Below are 15,650 nucleotides of genomic sequence, written 5' to 3'. Positions count from 1 at the left end.
TCAAACTGAGACACTACCGGATTTTCTCGCCGGCCAGCCACTCCAGCGCCCATTGCGCGCTGCCCTCCTCGGCCAACAGCCGGTACAAGGTCGGCAGCAGGCCGCGCAGGTCTTTCTCCAACGTGAAGGGCGGGTTGACCACGACCATTCCCGAGCCATACAGGCGCGGCTCCGGCGCCGGCGCCCTCACCTCGAAACGGATATCGAGGATTTTCGCGATTCCGCTCGCGGCAAGGTCCCGCCGGAACGCGGCGACCGCGTCGTCATCCTTGATCGGATACCAGAGCGCATAAAGCCCACCCGGCCAGCGCCTGTGCGCCTTTATGAGACCGTCGACGATTCGGGCGAACTCGCCCTGCTCCTCGAATGGCGGATCGACCAGCACCAGGCCGCGCTTTTCCTTGGGCGGCAGATGTGCGCCCAGCGCCAGCCAACCATCGAGTTGCATGACTCGGACCTGGAAATCGCCCTCGAAGCGGGTTTTCAGCCGTTCCGCGTCGTCGGGATGCAATTCGATCGCCGACAGCCGGTCCTGCCTGCGCAGCAGATGGCGCACGATGAGCGGCGAGCCCGGATAGCGCGACAGTCCGCCTTGCGGATTGCAGGCGCGCACCGCGTCCAGATAGGGCGCGAGCAGAGCCAGCGCCTTCGGCTCGATCGCAGCGTCCAGCAGGCGTCCGATGCCGTCGTGCCACTCCCCTGTCTTTTGCGCCTCGACGGAGGCCAGATCGTAGAGCCCGATGCCGGCATGGGTGTCGATGACCCGGAAAGCCTTGTCCTTCTGCTTCAGATATTCGACCAGCCGGGCAAGCACGGCGTGCTTGACGACATCGGCGAAGTTTCCGGCATGGTAGGCGTGGCGATAGTTCATCGGATCACGCCGAAGCGCCGCCCCGGCCCCAGCGGGGTGGCGGCGGCTGCGAATTGGGATTCTGCGGACGGCCGCCGCCGCGCCCAAACGCCAGCACCAGCCCGATGAAACCGACCGCCATCAACGCATAGCCGATGGGCTGGTAACGCGGGTCCGCCACGCCCCATTCGTGCCGCAGCACGAGATCGGCATAGCGGATCGACACGCCCTCGGCATCGCCCAGCCCGGCGGTGAAGATGTAGGTGCCGGAAACGACGGGATCGATGATGCCGGCCGTCTTCATGAAAGCCCGCTCCTGCATCTGGATGTTGGTGTCGCGCGGCTGCGCCCCGGCGAAATCCATCGCCTTGGCGAGAACGGTCCTGCCGTCCGTCGCCGCCGTCAGCGTGACGACGGCCCTGCCCGTCCGCATGGCCTGAAGGCCGGCCACGCCGAGATCGACGACGACACGCAGCGGCGCATCCTTATCAGTCAGGGTCAGTTGCGCCGGCAGCGGGCCGGTCCCGGCGTCATAGAGGCGCCAGCGGCCGATATCGCGGCTGAGCACCTGGCTGGCCAGCCAGTTGGAGCCCGCGAGCGCGATGCCGGCCAGGAAGACGATCAGGAATACGAGACGCATATGGCCGCCTGACGATCGGGTTTCGGCATTTGCGCCATGGCTAGGCCTTACGCTCCCAACGGCGATCCGGCCCCTGCTGCCAGTAGGTCACCGCATGACCGGCGGCCTTCATCGCCTTCCAGTGCCCCCGCGCCGCCTCGACCTGCGCCGCGTCGTGGCCGTCAAACATGAACACGGCGCGCTCGTAGCCGTCGAGCGCCGGCGGCAAGGCGCCGTCGACCAGAAAGCGGATGCGGGCCTGGTTGGCGTTGTCCTCGCCGGTGGTCAACAGGATCGGTTGCTCGGCCGGATGAGGTTCGCGATCGGTCGCGTGGGCGAGAAAGGAATCGTCGCGGAACGTCCACAGATGCGTGTCCAGCGCATCGCGCCGTTCCTCGGTGCCGGTCTGCACCGCCACGCGCCAGCCGCGCGCGACGGAGCGCTCCAGCAAGCCGGGTAGCGCATCCTCCAGCGTCGATTCGGTCAGATGATAGAACAGCACATCGGCCATGACGGAATGCGGCTTAGCCCTCGTAGTGATCGCGCACGAGGCGGTCGAGCAGCCGTACACCGAAGCCCGACCCCCATGACTGGTTGATTTCGCTGGCCACCGCGCCCATCGCCGTGCCGGCGATGTCGAGATGCGCCCATGGCGTGTCCTTGACGAAGCGCTGCAGGAACTGGGCGGCGATGATGGCGCCGCCGTAGCGGCCGCCGATGTTCTTCATGTCGGCGTTCCGGGACTCGATCAGCTTGTCGTATTCCGGGCCGAGCGGCATGCGCCATACGCGCTCCTGCGTCGCCTGCCCGGCTTCGGTCAGCCGCCCCGCCAGCTCGTCGTCGTTGGAGAACAGGCCGGCATAATGCTGCCCAAGCGCCACCATGATGGCGCCCGTCAGCGTCGCCAGGTTCACCATGAACTTCGGCTGGAAGCGGTCGTGGCAGTACCAAAGCACATCGGCGAGCACCAGACGGCCCTCGGCGTCGGTGTTCAGCACCTCGATGGTCTGGCCCGACATCGAGGTGACGATGTCGCCCGGCCGCTGGGCGTGGCCGTCGACAGCATTCTCCACCAGGCCGACCAATCCGACCGCATTGACCTTTGCCTTGCGGCCGGCAAGGGCGTGGATGAGGCCGGTGACGGCCGCGGCGCCGCCCATGTCGCCCTTCATGTCCTCCATGCCGGAGGCCGTTTTCATCGAATTGCCGCCGGTGTCGAAGGTGACGCCCTTGCCAACGAAAGCGACCGGCTTGTCCTTCGCCTTGCCGCCCCTCCATTGCATGACGGCCAGGCGAGCGCCGCGTGGCGACCCCTGCGCGACGCCAAGCAGGGAGCCCATGCCGAGCTTCTTCATCTCCTTCTCGGTCAGGACCTCGACGGTGACGCCGAGCGCTTCCAGTTCCTTGATCCGCGCGGCGAATTCGAGCGGGCCAAGCGTGTTGGCCGGCTCGTTGACAAGGTCGCGCGCGAGCAGGACGCCGCCGACCACCGCCTCAACCTCTGCGAAGGCCTTCTTCGCGCCGGCCGGATTGCCGGTCTGGATGGTGATGCGGGCCGGCTTTTTCGCCGTCTTGCCTTCCGCGTCGTCCTTGCGGGTCTTGTACTTATCGAAGGCATAGCTGCGCAGCAGGATGCCGGCGGCAAGATTTGCCGCCTGTTCCGACCCGACGTCGGCTCCCGGCACGTCCAGCACCACCGTCGCCTCGCTTGCCTTGCGCAGACCGGCGGCGACCGCGCCGCCGAGTTTCAGCCAGTCGTGCTCGCCGAGCGCGGTCGCCTTGCCGATGCCGATCGCCACCAGCCTGTCGAGCCCGCTGCCCTCAGGCGCCAGCACATCGAGGCTGCTGCCCGGTTTGCCGGTGAATTCCGCTATCGACGCGGCGCGCGCCAGCACGCCGGACGGATCGCATGCCTTGGCAGCCTCTCCCAAACCGCCACCTTCGGCGGAGAGGACGAAGACCGTCCCCTTGCGCGGCACGGCGAATCTGGCGAAGGAAACGGAAGGCTGGGCGCTCATGGATAACCTGCTGCGATGGTCGGGGTCGAGGCGCGACCTTTGGCGGTTTTGCGGCGTTTTGCAAGGCGTCAACAAATGTGACGGCGCGCTCGTCCCCTACCCTGTTCGATCGCGTTCCGGTGCGCATTTCGGCCGCAACCCTCTGTTAACCAAGGATATTGGCCCTTTCTTAGCCAATATTGCCGAGACTTGGCCTGCCGGGGACATCATCGTTGAAACAGGAACCAGCTGGCTCCGGTTGTGCGCGCATCGCCGGAAAGCTATTTTCCGCCAAGAGGCTACCGGTTGGATCGCTCGAGAAGAACAATCCTGAATGAAGGTCGTTGAACGCTACATCCTGCAGCGTGCGCTCGTGCTCTTCCTGGGCGCGCTGGCGTGGACGTTGGCGATCGTCTGGACGACGCAGGTGCTCGCCCGCATCGACCTCGTCACCGACAGCGGACAATCGGCGCTGACCTTCTTCAAGGTCGCCACGCTCATCATCCCGTCAGTGGTGCCGATCGTCGTGCCGTTCTCGGTGGTGGTGGCGGTCGCCCAGACGCTGAGCGTGATGAACACCGATTCGGAACTGGTCGTCATCAACGCCGCCGGCGCCTCGCGCCTGATGGTGGCGCGGCCGGTCCTGCTTTTGGCGCTCTGCGCCAGCATCCTGTGCTTCGTCGTGCACAACGGCGTCGACCCCTATGCCAGGCAGAAGAACCGCGAACTCGTCGCGTCCGCCCGCGCCGATCTTTTGTCGCTCGTCATCCAGGAAGGGACGTTCCGCAAGGTCGAGGACGGGCTGTTCCTGCAGGTCGGCGAACGGCTGCCCGACAATCAGCTCGGCGGCATCTTCGTGGCCGATTCGCGCGAGGAAGGCGTCGATCTCGTCTATTACGCAAAGCGGGGCGCCATCGTCGACCGGAAGGACGAGAAGGTGCTGCTGATGAGCGACGGCGTCGTCCACCGCAAGACGCCATCCGGCGAGGTCTCGGTCATCCACTTCACCTCCTACGCGTTCGATCTTTCGGCGTTCTCGGCCGATGCGGAGCGCCAGACCCTGCTGCCAAAGGATCAGACGACCACATATCTACTTAATCCGGACCCGAACGATTCCATTTTCCAGCACGAGCCAGGCGCTTATAGGACGGAGCTCTTCAAGCGGTTCTCGGACTGGCTTTTCCCGATCACTTTCGCACTGATCGCGCTGGCGGTGGCCGGTGACGCGCGCTCGCACCGGGAGGCGCGCCTGCATCCGCTGGTGACCTCCATTACCATCGCGCTGCTGACCTTCTGGCTGACCTTCTTCTTCGAGGGCAAGGCCAAGACTACCCCCATATTCAACTACGCCATGGCGGCGATGCCGATCGTGATGTCGTTGATCTGCGTCTGGTTCATCTACCGCCAGAAGGCGATGGAACTGCCCGTCGGCTGGACAGACGCACTGACGGAGTTCGGCCGGACCGCCGGTCGGCGGCTCTCGGCGCTGCGGGCCAGCCTTGGTCGAACACGCGGAGGAGCCGCGTGATGGGCTGGACGCTGGGACGATATTTCTTCTTCCGCTACGTGGCGATCACCGCGTGGTTCTTCCTCGGCATCGCGGCGCTGATCTTCCTCATCGATTTCACCGAACTGGCAGGCCGCACGGCGCGCCTGCCCGGCTTCACCTATGTCATCGCGTTGACGATATCGGCGCTTCGGGCGCCGATGCTGACGTTGCAGATGGTGCCCTTCGTCGGCCTGTTCTCGGCCATGGCGATGCTGGTGTCGCTCAACCGCAAATACGAACTGGTGATCGCCCGCTCTGCTGGCATATCCGCCTGGCAATTCCTGCTGCCCGCCTGCATCGGCGCGCTGGCTTTCGGCGTCCTTGCGGTCGGTGTCATGAACCCGCTCGCAGCCTATGGCCTGTCCCGCTCGGAGACGATCGAAAGCGACCTGCGCTCGGGCTATTCCAACGAGGTGACCGCCGCCGCCGTCCCGTGGCTGCGGCAAAAAACCAGCGAAGGCGACACCATCATCGGCGCCCGCGCGATCCTGTCGCAAGGCCTGGAGATGGCCGACGCCTCGTTCTTCCAGTTCGACGGAGACGGGAACATCGTCACGCGCAAGGACGCACGCCACGCCTATCTGCGCGACGGCTACTGGGAATTGCAGGACGTGACCGTGCTCGACGCCAACGGTTCCGTGTCCAGGAAGGATAACGACAGGATCGCCACGGATCTGAAGCCGGAGTTCGTCCAGGACCGCCTCGCCCAACCGGAGACGATCCCTTTTTATGACCTGCCGGGCAAGATTGCGGTTGCCCGCTCGTTCGGCGCCAAGGCAAATGCTTTCGCCATGCAGTTCGATTCGCTGCTGGCGCTGCCTTTCCTGTTGGTGGCGATGACGCTGATCGCGGCGACCGTATCGATGCGATTTGCAAGAATGGGGCAGTCGGGTACGATGATTTTAGGTGGCATCGTGGCCGGGTTTCTGCTTTATGTCGTGTCGGTCCTTGTCAAGGCGTTCGGGGTGGCCGGATTGGTGCCGCCCGTCGTCGCGGCCTGGTTTCCGGTCGTGGTGGCGATGTTTTTCGGGGTGACGTTCCTGTTGTACAAGGAAGACGGCTAGTGAGAGGGGCGGTTTTGCAAAACCGTAAGCCGGTCCGAAGCGCGCTCCTGTGCGGAGTGAGCGCCGTGGCGTGCCTGCTCGCCTGCGGCCTGGGTGCGCAGCCTGCATTTGCCCAGGCGGTGGAACTCGCCCCCAGCGTCCCCGCCGGCTCGCAGATGCTTCTTGAAGCCGACACACTGGTCTACGACAACGACGCCCAGACGGTGACCGCCGTCGGCGGCGTGCAGATCGAATACGGCGGCAACCGCCTTGTGGCACAGCGGGTCGAGTACGACCGCAAGACCCGGCGGCTGGTCGCCACCGGCAACGCCCAGATGGTCCAGAGCGACGGGACCAAGATCAACTCCGACCATATCGACATAACCGACGATTTCGCCGACGGTTTCGTCAATGCGTTGCGTGTCGAGACGCCGGACAAGACCTATTTCGGCGCCGAGAGCGCCGAGCGCATGGGCGGCGTGCTGACGACGTTCCACAACGGCGTCTACACCGCCTGCGAGCCTTGCGAAGACAAGCCGAACAAGCCGCCGATCTGGCGGGTGAAAGCGCGCAAGATCGTCTGGAACGGCGAAACGCACACCGTCCGCTTCGAGCAGTCCAACTTCGAATTCTTCGGCTTCCCCATCGCCTATCTGCCGGCCTTCGAGATCGCCGACCCGACGGTGAAGCAGAAAAGCGGCTTCCTGATGCCCGGCATAGCCTATGGCAGCAAGCTCGGCTTCGGCGCTTCCATTCCCTATTATTTCGCGCTGTCGCCCACCTACGATCTCACCGCGCGCGGAACCTACTATTCCAAGCAGGGCTTCCTCGGTGAGGCCGAGTGGCGCCAACGCTTCAACACCGGCGAATACAGCATCAAGATCGCCGGCATCTCGCAGCAGAAGCCCGACGCCTTCGACGCCGGCACGGTCGATTCGGGACCGGCGGGCGATCCCAACAAGCTACGTGGCATGATGGGCACGAAGGGCCAGTTCGCCATCAATTCGCGCTGGAACTTCGGCTGGAACGTCATGCTCCAGACCGACAAGAACTTCTCCAGCACGTATCACATCGGTGGTTATGCCGACACCGTCCATCGTTCGGAAGTTTATCTGACCGGCCTGAACGACCGGAATTACTTCGATGCGCGCGTGATGCACTTCGAAGTGCAGGAATCAACGCCGGACAAGCTCGCCAACGGCGATGACAGCCCCTATGCACGCGATCCTTCGCAGCCTTGGGTCCTGCCGTCGATCGACTATGCCTATATTCCCGATATGCCGCTTGCAGGCGGCCAGCTTTCGGTGAACGTCAACACGCGCATATTGCAGCGCGATCGGCTTAGCCGCGCCTTCTCCACGCCGTACGTCACGACCACCGACGTTCAGCGCGTGAGTGGCCTGGCGGGCAATTCAGGCCGACTGACGGGCGAAATCGAATGGAAGCGCTCGCTGATCACGGACGGCGGGCTCGTCGTCACGCCGCTCCTGGCCTTCCAGGGCGATGTCGACTACGTCTCGGTTTCGGGAAGTTCGTTGGCCGCGGTAAACCAGATGGCCGCAAACCCGGCCATCAACACCACTGCCGACATGCGCTCCTCCTTCGCCCGCTATATGGCGACCGCCGGCCTGGAATTGCGCTGGCCGGTGCTCTTCTCAGGCGTCGGCTCGTCGCACATCGTCGAGCCGATGGCGCAACTTTTCGTGCGGCCGAACGAGCAGTATATCGGTGGCCTGGCCATTCCCAACGAAGACGCGCAGAGTTTCGTCTTCGACGCCTCGACGCTGTTCGAGCGTGACAAATTCTCCGGCTACGACCGCATCGAGGGCGGCACCCGCGCCAATGTCGGTGTGCGCTATTCCGGCAGCTACGACAACGGCTGGACGACGAACGCGATCTTCGGCCAGTCCTATCAGCTCGCCGGAGTGAATTCCTTCAACTCACCCGATCTGGTGAATGCCGGCGCCGAATCCGGCCTCGAAACAGCCACGTCGGATTTCGTCGGACTGATCGGCGCAACGACACCGGGCGGCCTCTCGGCCTCACTCAGCGGCAGGTTCGACGAGCATACGTTCGAATCCCGACGCACCGAGGTCAAACTCGCCTACAGCGGCGATTTTCCGGTTTCGGTCAGCGCTCAGTACGCGTTCATCGAAAGCCAGCCGCTCTACGGTCTTCCCTACGACCGCGAGGAGGTGACCCTCGGCGGCAGCGCGCGGATCAACCAGAACTGGCGCGTTTTCGGATCCGGCACCTACGATCTGCACACCGACCTCATCACCAACAAGGGGATCGGCTTCGCCTACGACGACGAGTGCTTCACCTATATGATGTCCTTCTCCGAGAACCAGACTGCCGACCCCATCACCAAGATAAGAGCGGAGCCGACCCAGAGCATCGGCTTCAACCTGTCGTTCCGGACCCTCGGCGACTTCGGTACCTCGTCGAGCAGCTTCACGGAATAAGGCGCCAATCCTGTCGACATGCTTTCGCCGCATAGAGCAGGCATGCACCGGGCGTATCAGGCCATGATTGGCCAAGGTCGGAACAGAAACGGGAACATCAGATGAGGAAATACCTGTTCTCCGCGAGTTTTGCCCTGCTTGTCGCGGCAACTTCCGTTTCGATCACCCTGCCGACGCTTCCGGCTGTCGCGAGTTCGATCAAATACGTCGTCAACAACATCCCGGTCACCAGCACCGATATCCAGCATCGGGCCGCCTTCCTGCGCCTTCAGCACAGGAAGGGCAGCGCCTCCGATGAAATGATCGAGCAGGCGCTGAAGATGGCCGAGGCCAAGCGGCTCGGAATCCGCATCTCCGACAGCCAGGTGAACGACGCCTATGCGCGGTTCGCCTCGAACAACAAGATGAAGCTTTCCCAGCTCGACGGCATCATGGCGAAGGCCGGCGTCACCAAGGAACATTTCAAGGAATACATCCGTGCCCAGATGGCCTGGAACCAGGCTCTCAGCGCCCGCTATCGCGCCGAGCAGGGCGGCACGGGGACGAGCGAGACGGACGTGGTGCGCAAGATGCTCGACAAAAGCGGCAACAAGCCGAGCGCCACGGAATACATGCTTCAGCAGGTGATCTTCGTGGTGCCGAAGGCCGAACGCAGCGCGACGCTCGGCAAGCGCAAGCGCGAGGCCGAGGCGATGCGCGCGCGTTTCAACGGCTGCAGCACCACCCGCGATTTCGCCAAGGGGCTGCTTGATGTCACCGTGAAGGATCTTGGCCGCATCCTGGCGCCGCAATTGCCGCCCGACTGGGCCGACCAGATCAAGAAGACGAAGACCGGCGGAGCGACCGCCGTGCGGGAGACGGAGCGCGGCGTCGAGTTCATCGGTATCTGCAGCGCGCGCGAGGTTTCGGACGACAAGGCCGCGCAGCTTGTCCTGCAGAGCGAAGGGTTCGAAGGCGGTGGCGCCAACGACGAACTGACCAAGAAATACGTCGCGGAACTGAAGGCCAAGGCCCGTATCGTCGAGCGCTGAGGCAATCGTGGTCACTCCCTCGCCGGCGGCGGCTGCCGCACCGTTGGCTCTCAGCGTCGGCGACCCGTCCGGCGTCGGCCCGGAGATCGCGATCGCAGCCTGGCGGTTGCGCAAAGACGCGGCAGTTCCGCCTTTCTACCTGCTGGCCGACCCTGACTTGATCGCGGCGCGCGCGAAAAGGCTTGGTGTATCCCTCGACATTGCGAAGACGACGCCACAGGCAGCCTGCGAAGCGTTTTCCCGCGCACTCCCGGTCGTGTCGCTGGCGGCCAGACTTGCCGACACGCCGGGCCTGCCGGACCGGGCCAACGCCGCCGGCATCGTGGAGGCCATCGACCGCGCCGTGGCCGATTGCATCGCCGGTGCGGCGGCGGCGGTCGTCACCTGCCCCATCGCCAAGAAGCCGCTCTATGACGCCGGCTTCGCCTTTCCCGGCCATACCGAGTATCTGGCGCATCTGGCGTCGCACCACTTCGGTCGAAGCATCCTCCCGGTGATGATGCTGGCCGGACCAGACCTGCGCACCGTACCGGTCACCATCCACATCGCGCTCGCCGAAGTGCCGAAGGCCCTGACATCTGATCTTGTCATCGAGACCGGCCGCATCGTCGCCAGGGACCTGCGGGACCGATTCGGCATCGTCGCGCCGCGCCTGGCCGTTGCCGGCCTCAACCCGCACGCCGGCGAAGGCGGCGCCATGGGGCAGGAAGACCTGCGCGTCGTCGCACCGGCGATCGAACGATTGCGTGCGGAAGGCATCGACGCCTTCGGCCCCCTGCCCGCCGACACGCTGTTCCACGCCCGCGCCCGTCAGGGTTATGACGCAGTGCTCTGCATGTATCACGACCAGGCGCTGATCCCGGCCAAGATGCTGGCCTTCGACGAAGCGGTGAACGTCACACTCGGCCTGCCCTTCGTCCGGACTTCGCCGGACCACGGCACGGCCTTCGATATCGCCGGCAAGGGCTTGGCGCGCCCCGACAGCCTGATCGCGGCGCTGAAACTGGCGCGCCGGCTCGCCGACGGTTCCGCCGGCGGACAGCAGGCATGAGCGTAGACGGACTTCCGCCGCTACGCGAGGTGATCGAGCGCCATGGATTGCAGGCGAAGAAGGCGCTCGGCCAGAATTTCCTGCTCGACCTGAACCTTACCGGCAAGGTGGCGCGGGCAGCAGGCGACCTGACCGGCGCGACAGTCATCGAGGTCGGGCCGGGACCGGGCGGGCTGACTCGTGCACTGCTGTTTTCCGGCGCCCACAGGGTCGTCGCCATCGAGCGCGACGAGCGCTGCTTGGCGGCGCTCGCCGAAATCTCGGCACATTATCCGGGACGGCTGGACGTCATTTCGGGCGACGCGCTGAAGACGGATTTTTCAGCCCTGGCCGATGGCCCGGTGAAGATCGTCGCCAACCTTCCCTACAACATCGGCACCGAACTCCTCCTGCGTTGGCTGACGTCAGAAGCCTGGCCTCCCTTCTACCAATCGCTGACGCTGATGTTCCAACGCGAAGTGGCCGAACGCATCGTCGCGAAGCCCGGCAGCGATGCCTACGGCCGGCTCGGCGTGCTTGCCGGCTGGCGCGCGCAAGCGCGCATCGCCTTCGACGTTCCCCGACAGGCGTTCACGCCGCCGCCGAAGGTGACGTCCTCCGTCGTCCATCTGGTGCCGCGCGAAGCGCCTCTGCCGGCGGATGTGCGCAAGCTCGGATGTGTCACCGAGGCCGCCTTCGGGCAGCGGCGCAAGATGCTGAGGCAAAGCGTGAAAAGCCTCGGCGGCGAAGCGCTGCTGGAGCGTTGCGGCATAGACCCGACACGACGGGCCGAAACGCTCAGCATCGAGGAATTCGTCAGGTTGGCGAACGCGATCCCTTGAGGGCAGAGCGAGGCTAGACCTTCTCGTCCAGCAGGCCAGAGACGAAATCGAACAGGCCCGGCCGGCGGTCGCGGCGCAGGCGTTCAGCCGAGACGATCGAGCGCACCTCGGCGAAAGCACGATCGAGGTCGTCGTTGACGACGACGAAATCGTAATCCGTCCAATGCTCGATCTCGGTACGGGCGTTCTTCAGCCGCGTCTCGATCACCTGCTCCTGATCCTCGGCACGGCGCTTCAACCGCGCCTTCAACTCGGCCATCGACGGCGGCAGGATGAAGACGGAAACGATGTCGCCGCGCATCTTCTCCTTGAGCTGTTTGGCACCCTGCCAGTCGATGTCGAACAGCATGTCGCGGCCTTCCGCCATGGCCTTTTCGGCCGGTTCACGCGGCGTGGCGTAGAAATTGCCGTGGACCTCGGCCCATTCCAGCAGTTCGTCGTTGTCGCGCAGGATCTCGAAGTCGCGGCGCGAGCGGAAATGGTAGTGGATGCCATCGATCTCGCTGCCACGCCGCGGCCTAGTCGTCACGCTGACCGACAGTTCGAATCCCTGATCGCTCTCGATCAGGTTGCGGGCGATGGTCGACTTCCCCGCTCCCGAAGGAGAGGACAGAACGAGCATCAGTCCCCGGCGGCGAATGCGGGAAGCGGTGTCCTTGGACGCCATCGACTACTCCAGATTCTGGACCTGCTCGCGAAACTGGTCGACCACGGCCTTCAACTCTAGCCCGATAGCGGTCACGGCTGCGGCGTTCGACTTTGAGCACAGCGTATTCGATTCGCGATTGAATTCCTGCGCCAGAAAATCGAGCTTGCGGCCGACCGCGCCTCCGGCTGTCAGCAAAGCGCGGCCCGAAGCGACATGCGTCTTCAGTCGGTCGATCTCCTCGCGGATATCGGCCTTGGTGGCGAGGAAGGCCGCTTCCTGATTGAGCCGCGCCTCATCGAGATTGGCGGAAGCGTCCATGAGAAGCTTCACCTGCTCGGCGATGCGCGCGCGGATCGCAGCCGGCTCTCGCGACGGATCGGCCTCGGCGCGCAGCGTCAGCGCTTCGATGGCATCGATATGACCCGACAGGAGGCCTTTCAGGGCAGCGCCCTCGTCGGCGCGCGCCTGCTCCAGCCCGTCGAGCGCCTTGTTGAAACAGGTCAGGATCGCCGCATCGGCGGCGGCGCGTTCTTCCTCGGTCTCGACGGCTTCCGGCACGTCGAGAACGCCGCGCAGGGCCAGCAGCCCGTCAGCACTGGCAGGGGCCGTGCCGAACTGCTCCTGCAAGCGCCTGGCGAGGCCCGCCAGATCTTTCAGGAAAGCCTCGTTGACCACCGGCTGCGCCTGAACCGCCGCGGCCTTGCCGAGCGTCAGGGTCGCCTGGAAATTGCCACGCGAAAAGCGCTTCTGCACGGCCTGCCGGATCGCCTGTTCGAGGCGCTCGAAACCCGTCGGCAGGCGCAGGCGAACCTCGACGCTCTTGCCGTTGACCGATTTCAGCTCCCACGCCACGGCGGCGCCCGAATGCTCGGCCGTGGCCCGGGCAAAACCGGTCATGCTCTGAAGGTTCATGCGGTTCGCTCCCCCTCGCCCCGGTCCGATTACTGGACCGGAACGACTCCCGTACCGGCGCCGTCTTCGGTCGCCGGTACGTCCTTGCCCGCCTTGGCCGCTTCCTCGGCCTGCTTCTTCTGCCAGGCGCGATAGCGGGCGACGTTCTCGTTGTGCTCATCCAGCGTGGCCGCGAAGACATGGCCGCCGCTGCCGTCGGCGACGAAATAGAGGTCCTTCGTCTTCGACGGATTGGCGACGGCTTCCAGCGCCGCCTTACCCGGATTGGCGATCGGCGTCGGCGGCAGGCCGTTGACCAGATAGGTGTTATAAGGGGTCGGCTTATCGATGTCGGACTTGTAGATCGGCCTGTCGGCCGGCTTTCCCTTGCCGCCGAAGAGGCCATAGATGATGGTCGGGTCCGACTGCAGCCGCATGCCCTTGGCGAGCCGGTTCAGGAAGACGGCCGCGACGCGCGATCGCTCGTCGTTCTTGCCCGTCTCCTTTTCCACGATCGAGGCCAGCGTGACGAATTCCTCGACATTGGCCAGCGGCAGGTCGGGCGCCCGCCGCGCCCACACCTCCTCGACCAGTTTCTTCTGGTCGGCCAGCAACTTGTCCACCATCTGCTGGCGGGTCGCGCCACGGGTGAAGCGCAGCGTGTCGGTGGCGAGGCTGCCTTCGGCGGGCATGGCGGCCGGCATGTCGCCCGTCAGTTCCTCCTGCTCGGCGATGCGCTGGAACGCCTGCTCGACCGTCAGCCCTTCCGGGATGGTCAGCGAATACATCACCGACTTCCCGCTCTTCAGCAATTCCATGATGTCGCGCATCGAAGCCTTCGGCTTGATGTCGTACTCGCCGGCCTTGAGCGCCTGGTCGTTGCCGGAGGCGCGCACGCCGAGCCGGAAGATACGGGCATCCGAAATCAGGCCGTAGCGCTCGAGTTGGTCGGCAATCTCGGCCACGCCGCTGTTCGGCTTGACCAGGAACGTGCCGCCATTGTCCGACGGTCCGGGGCCATAGAAGGCCTGCTTGCCGAAATAGAGCGCCACGCCCGCCGCCAGTACCATCAGCATGACGCAGGAGACGACGAAATTCATGAAGACGACGATCTGGCTGCGCGAGGCACGCGAGCGCTTGCCCGAAGGCGGCGGGGGCGGCGTGCCTGCCTCCGGCCGCAAGGCCTCGCTGGCCGTCTTCGGCATCAGGGGCGCCGCCGGCGGCGCCGGCCGCTGCCCGAAGCCTGCCTCGGCGCTTTCCCCAACGCCTCCATTATCCGCCGGACTGGTGTTCATGGCGTCCTACCGTTGATCTTTCGACGAATCCCCTTCGGCACAGTAGGGGCGAATATGGCAAAATTGGCAGCAGACGGCGGGGGCGAAACGGGCTGATCGAGCGCCCGCCGCGTCACCCATCGTATCGCTGGAAGACAAGCGAAGCGTTGGTGCCGCCGAAGCCGAAGGAATTGGACAGCGCCACATCGACGGCGCGCTTGCGCGGCTTGTTCGGCACGAGGTCGATGGCCGTTTCGCGCTCGGGATTGTCGAGGTTGATGGTGGCCGGCGCGATGTTGTCGCGGATGGCCAGGATGGAGAAGATCGCTTCGGCCGCGCCTGCCGCACCCAGCAGATGGCCGATCGACGACTTGGTCGACGACATCGACACCTTCGAGGCCGCATCGCCGACCAGTCGCTCGACCGCGCCGAGCTCGATCGTGTCGGCCATGGTCGAAGTGCCGTGCGCATTGATGTAGTCGATGTCGGCGGGCGAAAGATTTGCCCGCTTGAGTGCCGCCGTCATGCAGCGGAAGGCGCCGTCGCCATCCTCGGCAGGAGCGGTGATATGATAGGCATCGCCGGTCAGGCCGTAGCCGACGACCTCGGCGTAGATCCTGGCACCGCGCGCCTTGGCGTGCTCCAGCTCCTCCAGCACCACGACGCCGGCGCCCTCGCCCATGACGAAGCCGTCACGGTCGCGGTCGTAGGGCCGCGAGGCGGTCTCGGGCGTATCGTTGCGCTCGGTGGACAGCGCCCGGCAGGCGGCGAAACCGGCCAACGAAAGGCGCGATACCGCAGATTCCGCGCCGCCGGCCACCATAACGTCGGCATCGCCGAACTGGATCAGCCGGGCGGCATCGCCGATCGCGTGCGCGCCGGTCGAGCAGGCGGTGACGACCGCGTGATTCGGCCCTTTCAGGCCGTGCCGGATCGACACCTGGCCGGAAACCAGATTGATGATGTTGCCGGGAATGAAGAACGGGCTGATGCGGCGCGGGCCGCGCTGTTCGAGGATCAGCGCATTCTCGGCTATGCCCTCGATGCCGCCGATGCCGGAGCCGATCATGACGCCGGTGGCGCACTGCTCCTCATGCGTATTCGGGGCCCAGCCGGAATCCTTCAGCGCTTCATCCGCCGCGGCGATGCCGTAGAGGATGAAGCTGCCGATCTTGCGGAGTTCCTTCGGCTCGAGCACCGCCTCGGGATTGAAGGTGCCGTCGCTGCCGTCGCCACGCGGGATGATGTGGGCGATCTGGCAGGGAAGGTCGTCGACCTGGAATTCGGTGACGCGCCGAGCAGCGCTGCGGCCGCTCAGCAGTTCCTTCCAGCTATGCTCGAAGCCCATGCCGAACGGCGATAGCAGGCCGAGGCCCGTAACAACGACACGCCTCATAGCCGAAAATCCTC

At 65.0% G+C, this 15,650-nt stretch carries 15 protein-coding genes; 7 read left to right on the top strand and 8 right to left on the bottom strand.

Annotated elements, in window-relative coordinates; translation table 11 throughout:
- Window positions 1-13 precede the first annotated feature (13 nt).
- The 4 genes from FGU64_RS02450 to FGU64_RS02435 are packed head-to-tail and all read right to left on the bottom strand — an operon-like array spanning window position 14 to window position 3,487.
- The gene (locus FGU64_RS02450; RefSeq protein ID WP_139950733.1) at window positions 14-871 is read right to left on the bottom strand and encodes a 23S rRNA (adenine(2030)-N(6))-methyltransferase RlmJ; all 858 of its coding nucleotides are present in this window, start codon (window positions 869-871) and stop codon (window positions 14-16) included.
- A 4-nt stretch (window positions 872-875) separates the two neighbouring features.
- The gene (locus FGU64_RS02445) at window positions 876-1,490 is read right to left on the bottom strand and encodes a hypothetical protein (RefSeq protein ID WP_139950732.1); all 615 of its coding nucleotides are present in this window, start codon (window positions 1,488-1,490) and stop codon (window positions 876-878) included.
- A 40-nt stretch (window positions 1,491-1,530) separates the two neighbouring features.
- Window positions 1,531-1,980: a DNA polymerase III subunit chi gene (locus tag FGU64_RS02440; protein ID WP_139950731.1), complete on the bottom strand. Its 450-nt coding sequence runs from the start codon at window positions 1,978-1,980 to the stop codon at window positions 1,531-1,533.
- 13 nt (window positions 1,981-1,993) lie between these two features.
- Entirely contained in the window at window positions 1,994-3,487 is a 1,494-nt protein-coding gene (locus tag FGU64_RS02435) for a leucyl aminopeptidase (protein ID WP_139950730.1), read from the bottom strand.
- A gap of 313 nt (window positions 3,488-3,800) precedes the next feature.
- On the opposite strand from FGU64_RS02435, the gene lptF reads away from it, so the two are divergent.
- The 6 genes from lptF (at window position 3,801) to rsmA (ending at window position 11,426) form a co-directional block, all read left to right on the top strand.
- Window positions 3,801-4,994: an LPS export ABC transporter permease LptF gene (lptF, locus tag FGU64_RS02430; RefSeq protein ID WP_139950729.1), complete on the top strand. Its 1,194-nt coding sequence runs from the start codon at window positions 3,801-3,803 to the stop codon at window positions 4,992-4,994.
- Window positions 4,991-6,079, top strand: a complete 1,089-nt coding sequence (lptG, locus tag FGU64_RS02425; protein ID WP_180375617.1) for an LPS export ABC transporter permease LptG — start codon at window positions 4,991-4,993, stop codon at window positions 6,077-6,079. Before lptF ends, lptG begins: the two co-directional genes overlap by 4 nt.
- 155 nt (window positions 6,080-6,234) lie before the next feature.
- The gene (locus FGU64_RS02420; protein WP_246671314.1) at window positions 6,235-8,523 is read left to right on the top strand and encodes an LPS-assembly protein LptD; all 2,289 of its coding nucleotides are present in this window, start codon (window positions 6,235-6,237) and stop codon (window positions 8,521-8,523) included.
- A 101-nt stretch (window positions 8,524-8,624) separates the two neighbouring features.
- On the top strand, window positions 8,625-9,554 hold the full coding sequence (locus FGU64_RS02415; protein ID WP_136355688.1) for a peptidylprolyl isomerase: 930 nt from the start codon (window positions 8,625-8,627) through the stop codon (window positions 9,552-9,554).
- 7 nt (window positions 9,555-9,561) lie between these two features.
- Complete coding sequence (pdxA, locus tag FGU64_RS02410) at window positions 9,562-10,605, top strand: 4-hydroxythreonine-4-phosphate dehydrogenase PdxA (protein WP_180375616.1); 1,044 nt, start codon at window positions 9,562-9,564, stop codon at window positions 10,603-10,605.
- Window positions 10,602-11,426, top strand: a complete 825-nt coding sequence (rsmA, locus tag FGU64_RS02405; RefSeq protein ID WP_139950726.1) for a 16S rRNA (adenine(1518)-N(6)/adenine(1519)-N(6))-dimethyltransferase RsmA — start codon at window positions 10,602-10,604, stop codon at window positions 11,424-11,426. The genes pdxA and rsmA overlap by 4 nt, the downstream gene beginning before the upstream one ends.
- A gap of 13 nt (window positions 11,427-11,439) precedes the next feature.
- On the opposite strand, the gene gmk is transcribed toward rsmA, so the two are convergent.
- Genes gmk through mltG form a run of 3 tightly spaced genes read right to left on the bottom strand, consistent with a single transcriptional unit; the run spans window position 11,440 to window position 14,066 of the window.
- A complete protein-coding gene (gmk, locus tag FGU64_RS02400; RefSeq protein WP_139950725.1) occupies window positions 11,440-12,093 on the bottom strand; it encodes a guanylate kinase in 654 nt (217 codons plus the stop codon).
- 3 nt (window positions 12,094-12,096) lie between these two features.
- Window positions 12,097-12,987 carry a YicC/YloC family endoribonuclease gene (locus FGU64_RS02395; RefSeq protein ID WP_139950724.1) on the bottom strand — a complete coding sequence of 297 codons (891 nt, stop codon included), beginning with the start codon at window positions 12,985-12,987 and terminating at the stop codon, window positions 12,097-12,099.
- 29 nt (window positions 12,988-13,016) lie between these two features.
- Complete coding sequence (gene mltG, locus FGU64_RS02390) at window positions 13,017-14,066, bottom strand: endolytic transglycosylase MltG (RefSeq protein ID WP_246671223.1); 1,050 nt, start codon at window positions 14,064-14,066, stop codon at window positions 13,017-13,019.
- On the opposite strand from mltG, the gene FGU64_RS23465 reads away from it, so the two are divergent.
- Complete coding sequence (locus FGU64_RS23465; RefSeq protein ID WP_246671222.1) at window positions 14,065-14,277, top strand: hypothetical protein; 213 nt, start codon at window positions 14,065-14,067, stop codon at window positions 14,275-14,277. The genes mltG and FGU64_RS23465 overlap by 2 nt on opposite strands.
- Before the next feature lie 96 nt (window positions 14,278-14,373).
- Here the strand turns inward: FGU64_RS23465 and fabF are convergent, their stop codons facing one another.
- The gene (fabF, locus tag FGU64_RS02385) at window positions 14,374-15,636 is read right to left on the bottom strand and encodes a beta-ketoacyl-ACP synthase II (protein WP_139950723.1); all 1,263 of its coding nucleotides are present in this window, start codon (window positions 15,634-15,636) and stop codon (window positions 14,374-14,376) included.
- Window positions 15,637-15,650: the final 14 nt, after the last annotated feature.

The sequence above is a fragment of the Mesorhizobium sp. 8 genome (assembly GCF_006351905.1).
In the GTDB taxonomy this organism is placed as follows: Bacteria; Pseudomonadota; Alphaproteobacteria; order Rhizobiales; family Rhizobiaceae; genus Mesorhizobium; species Mesorhizobium composti.
Note: the sequence above shows the minus strand (reverse complement) of the source record. Positions and strands in the feature narration are given on the sequence as shown.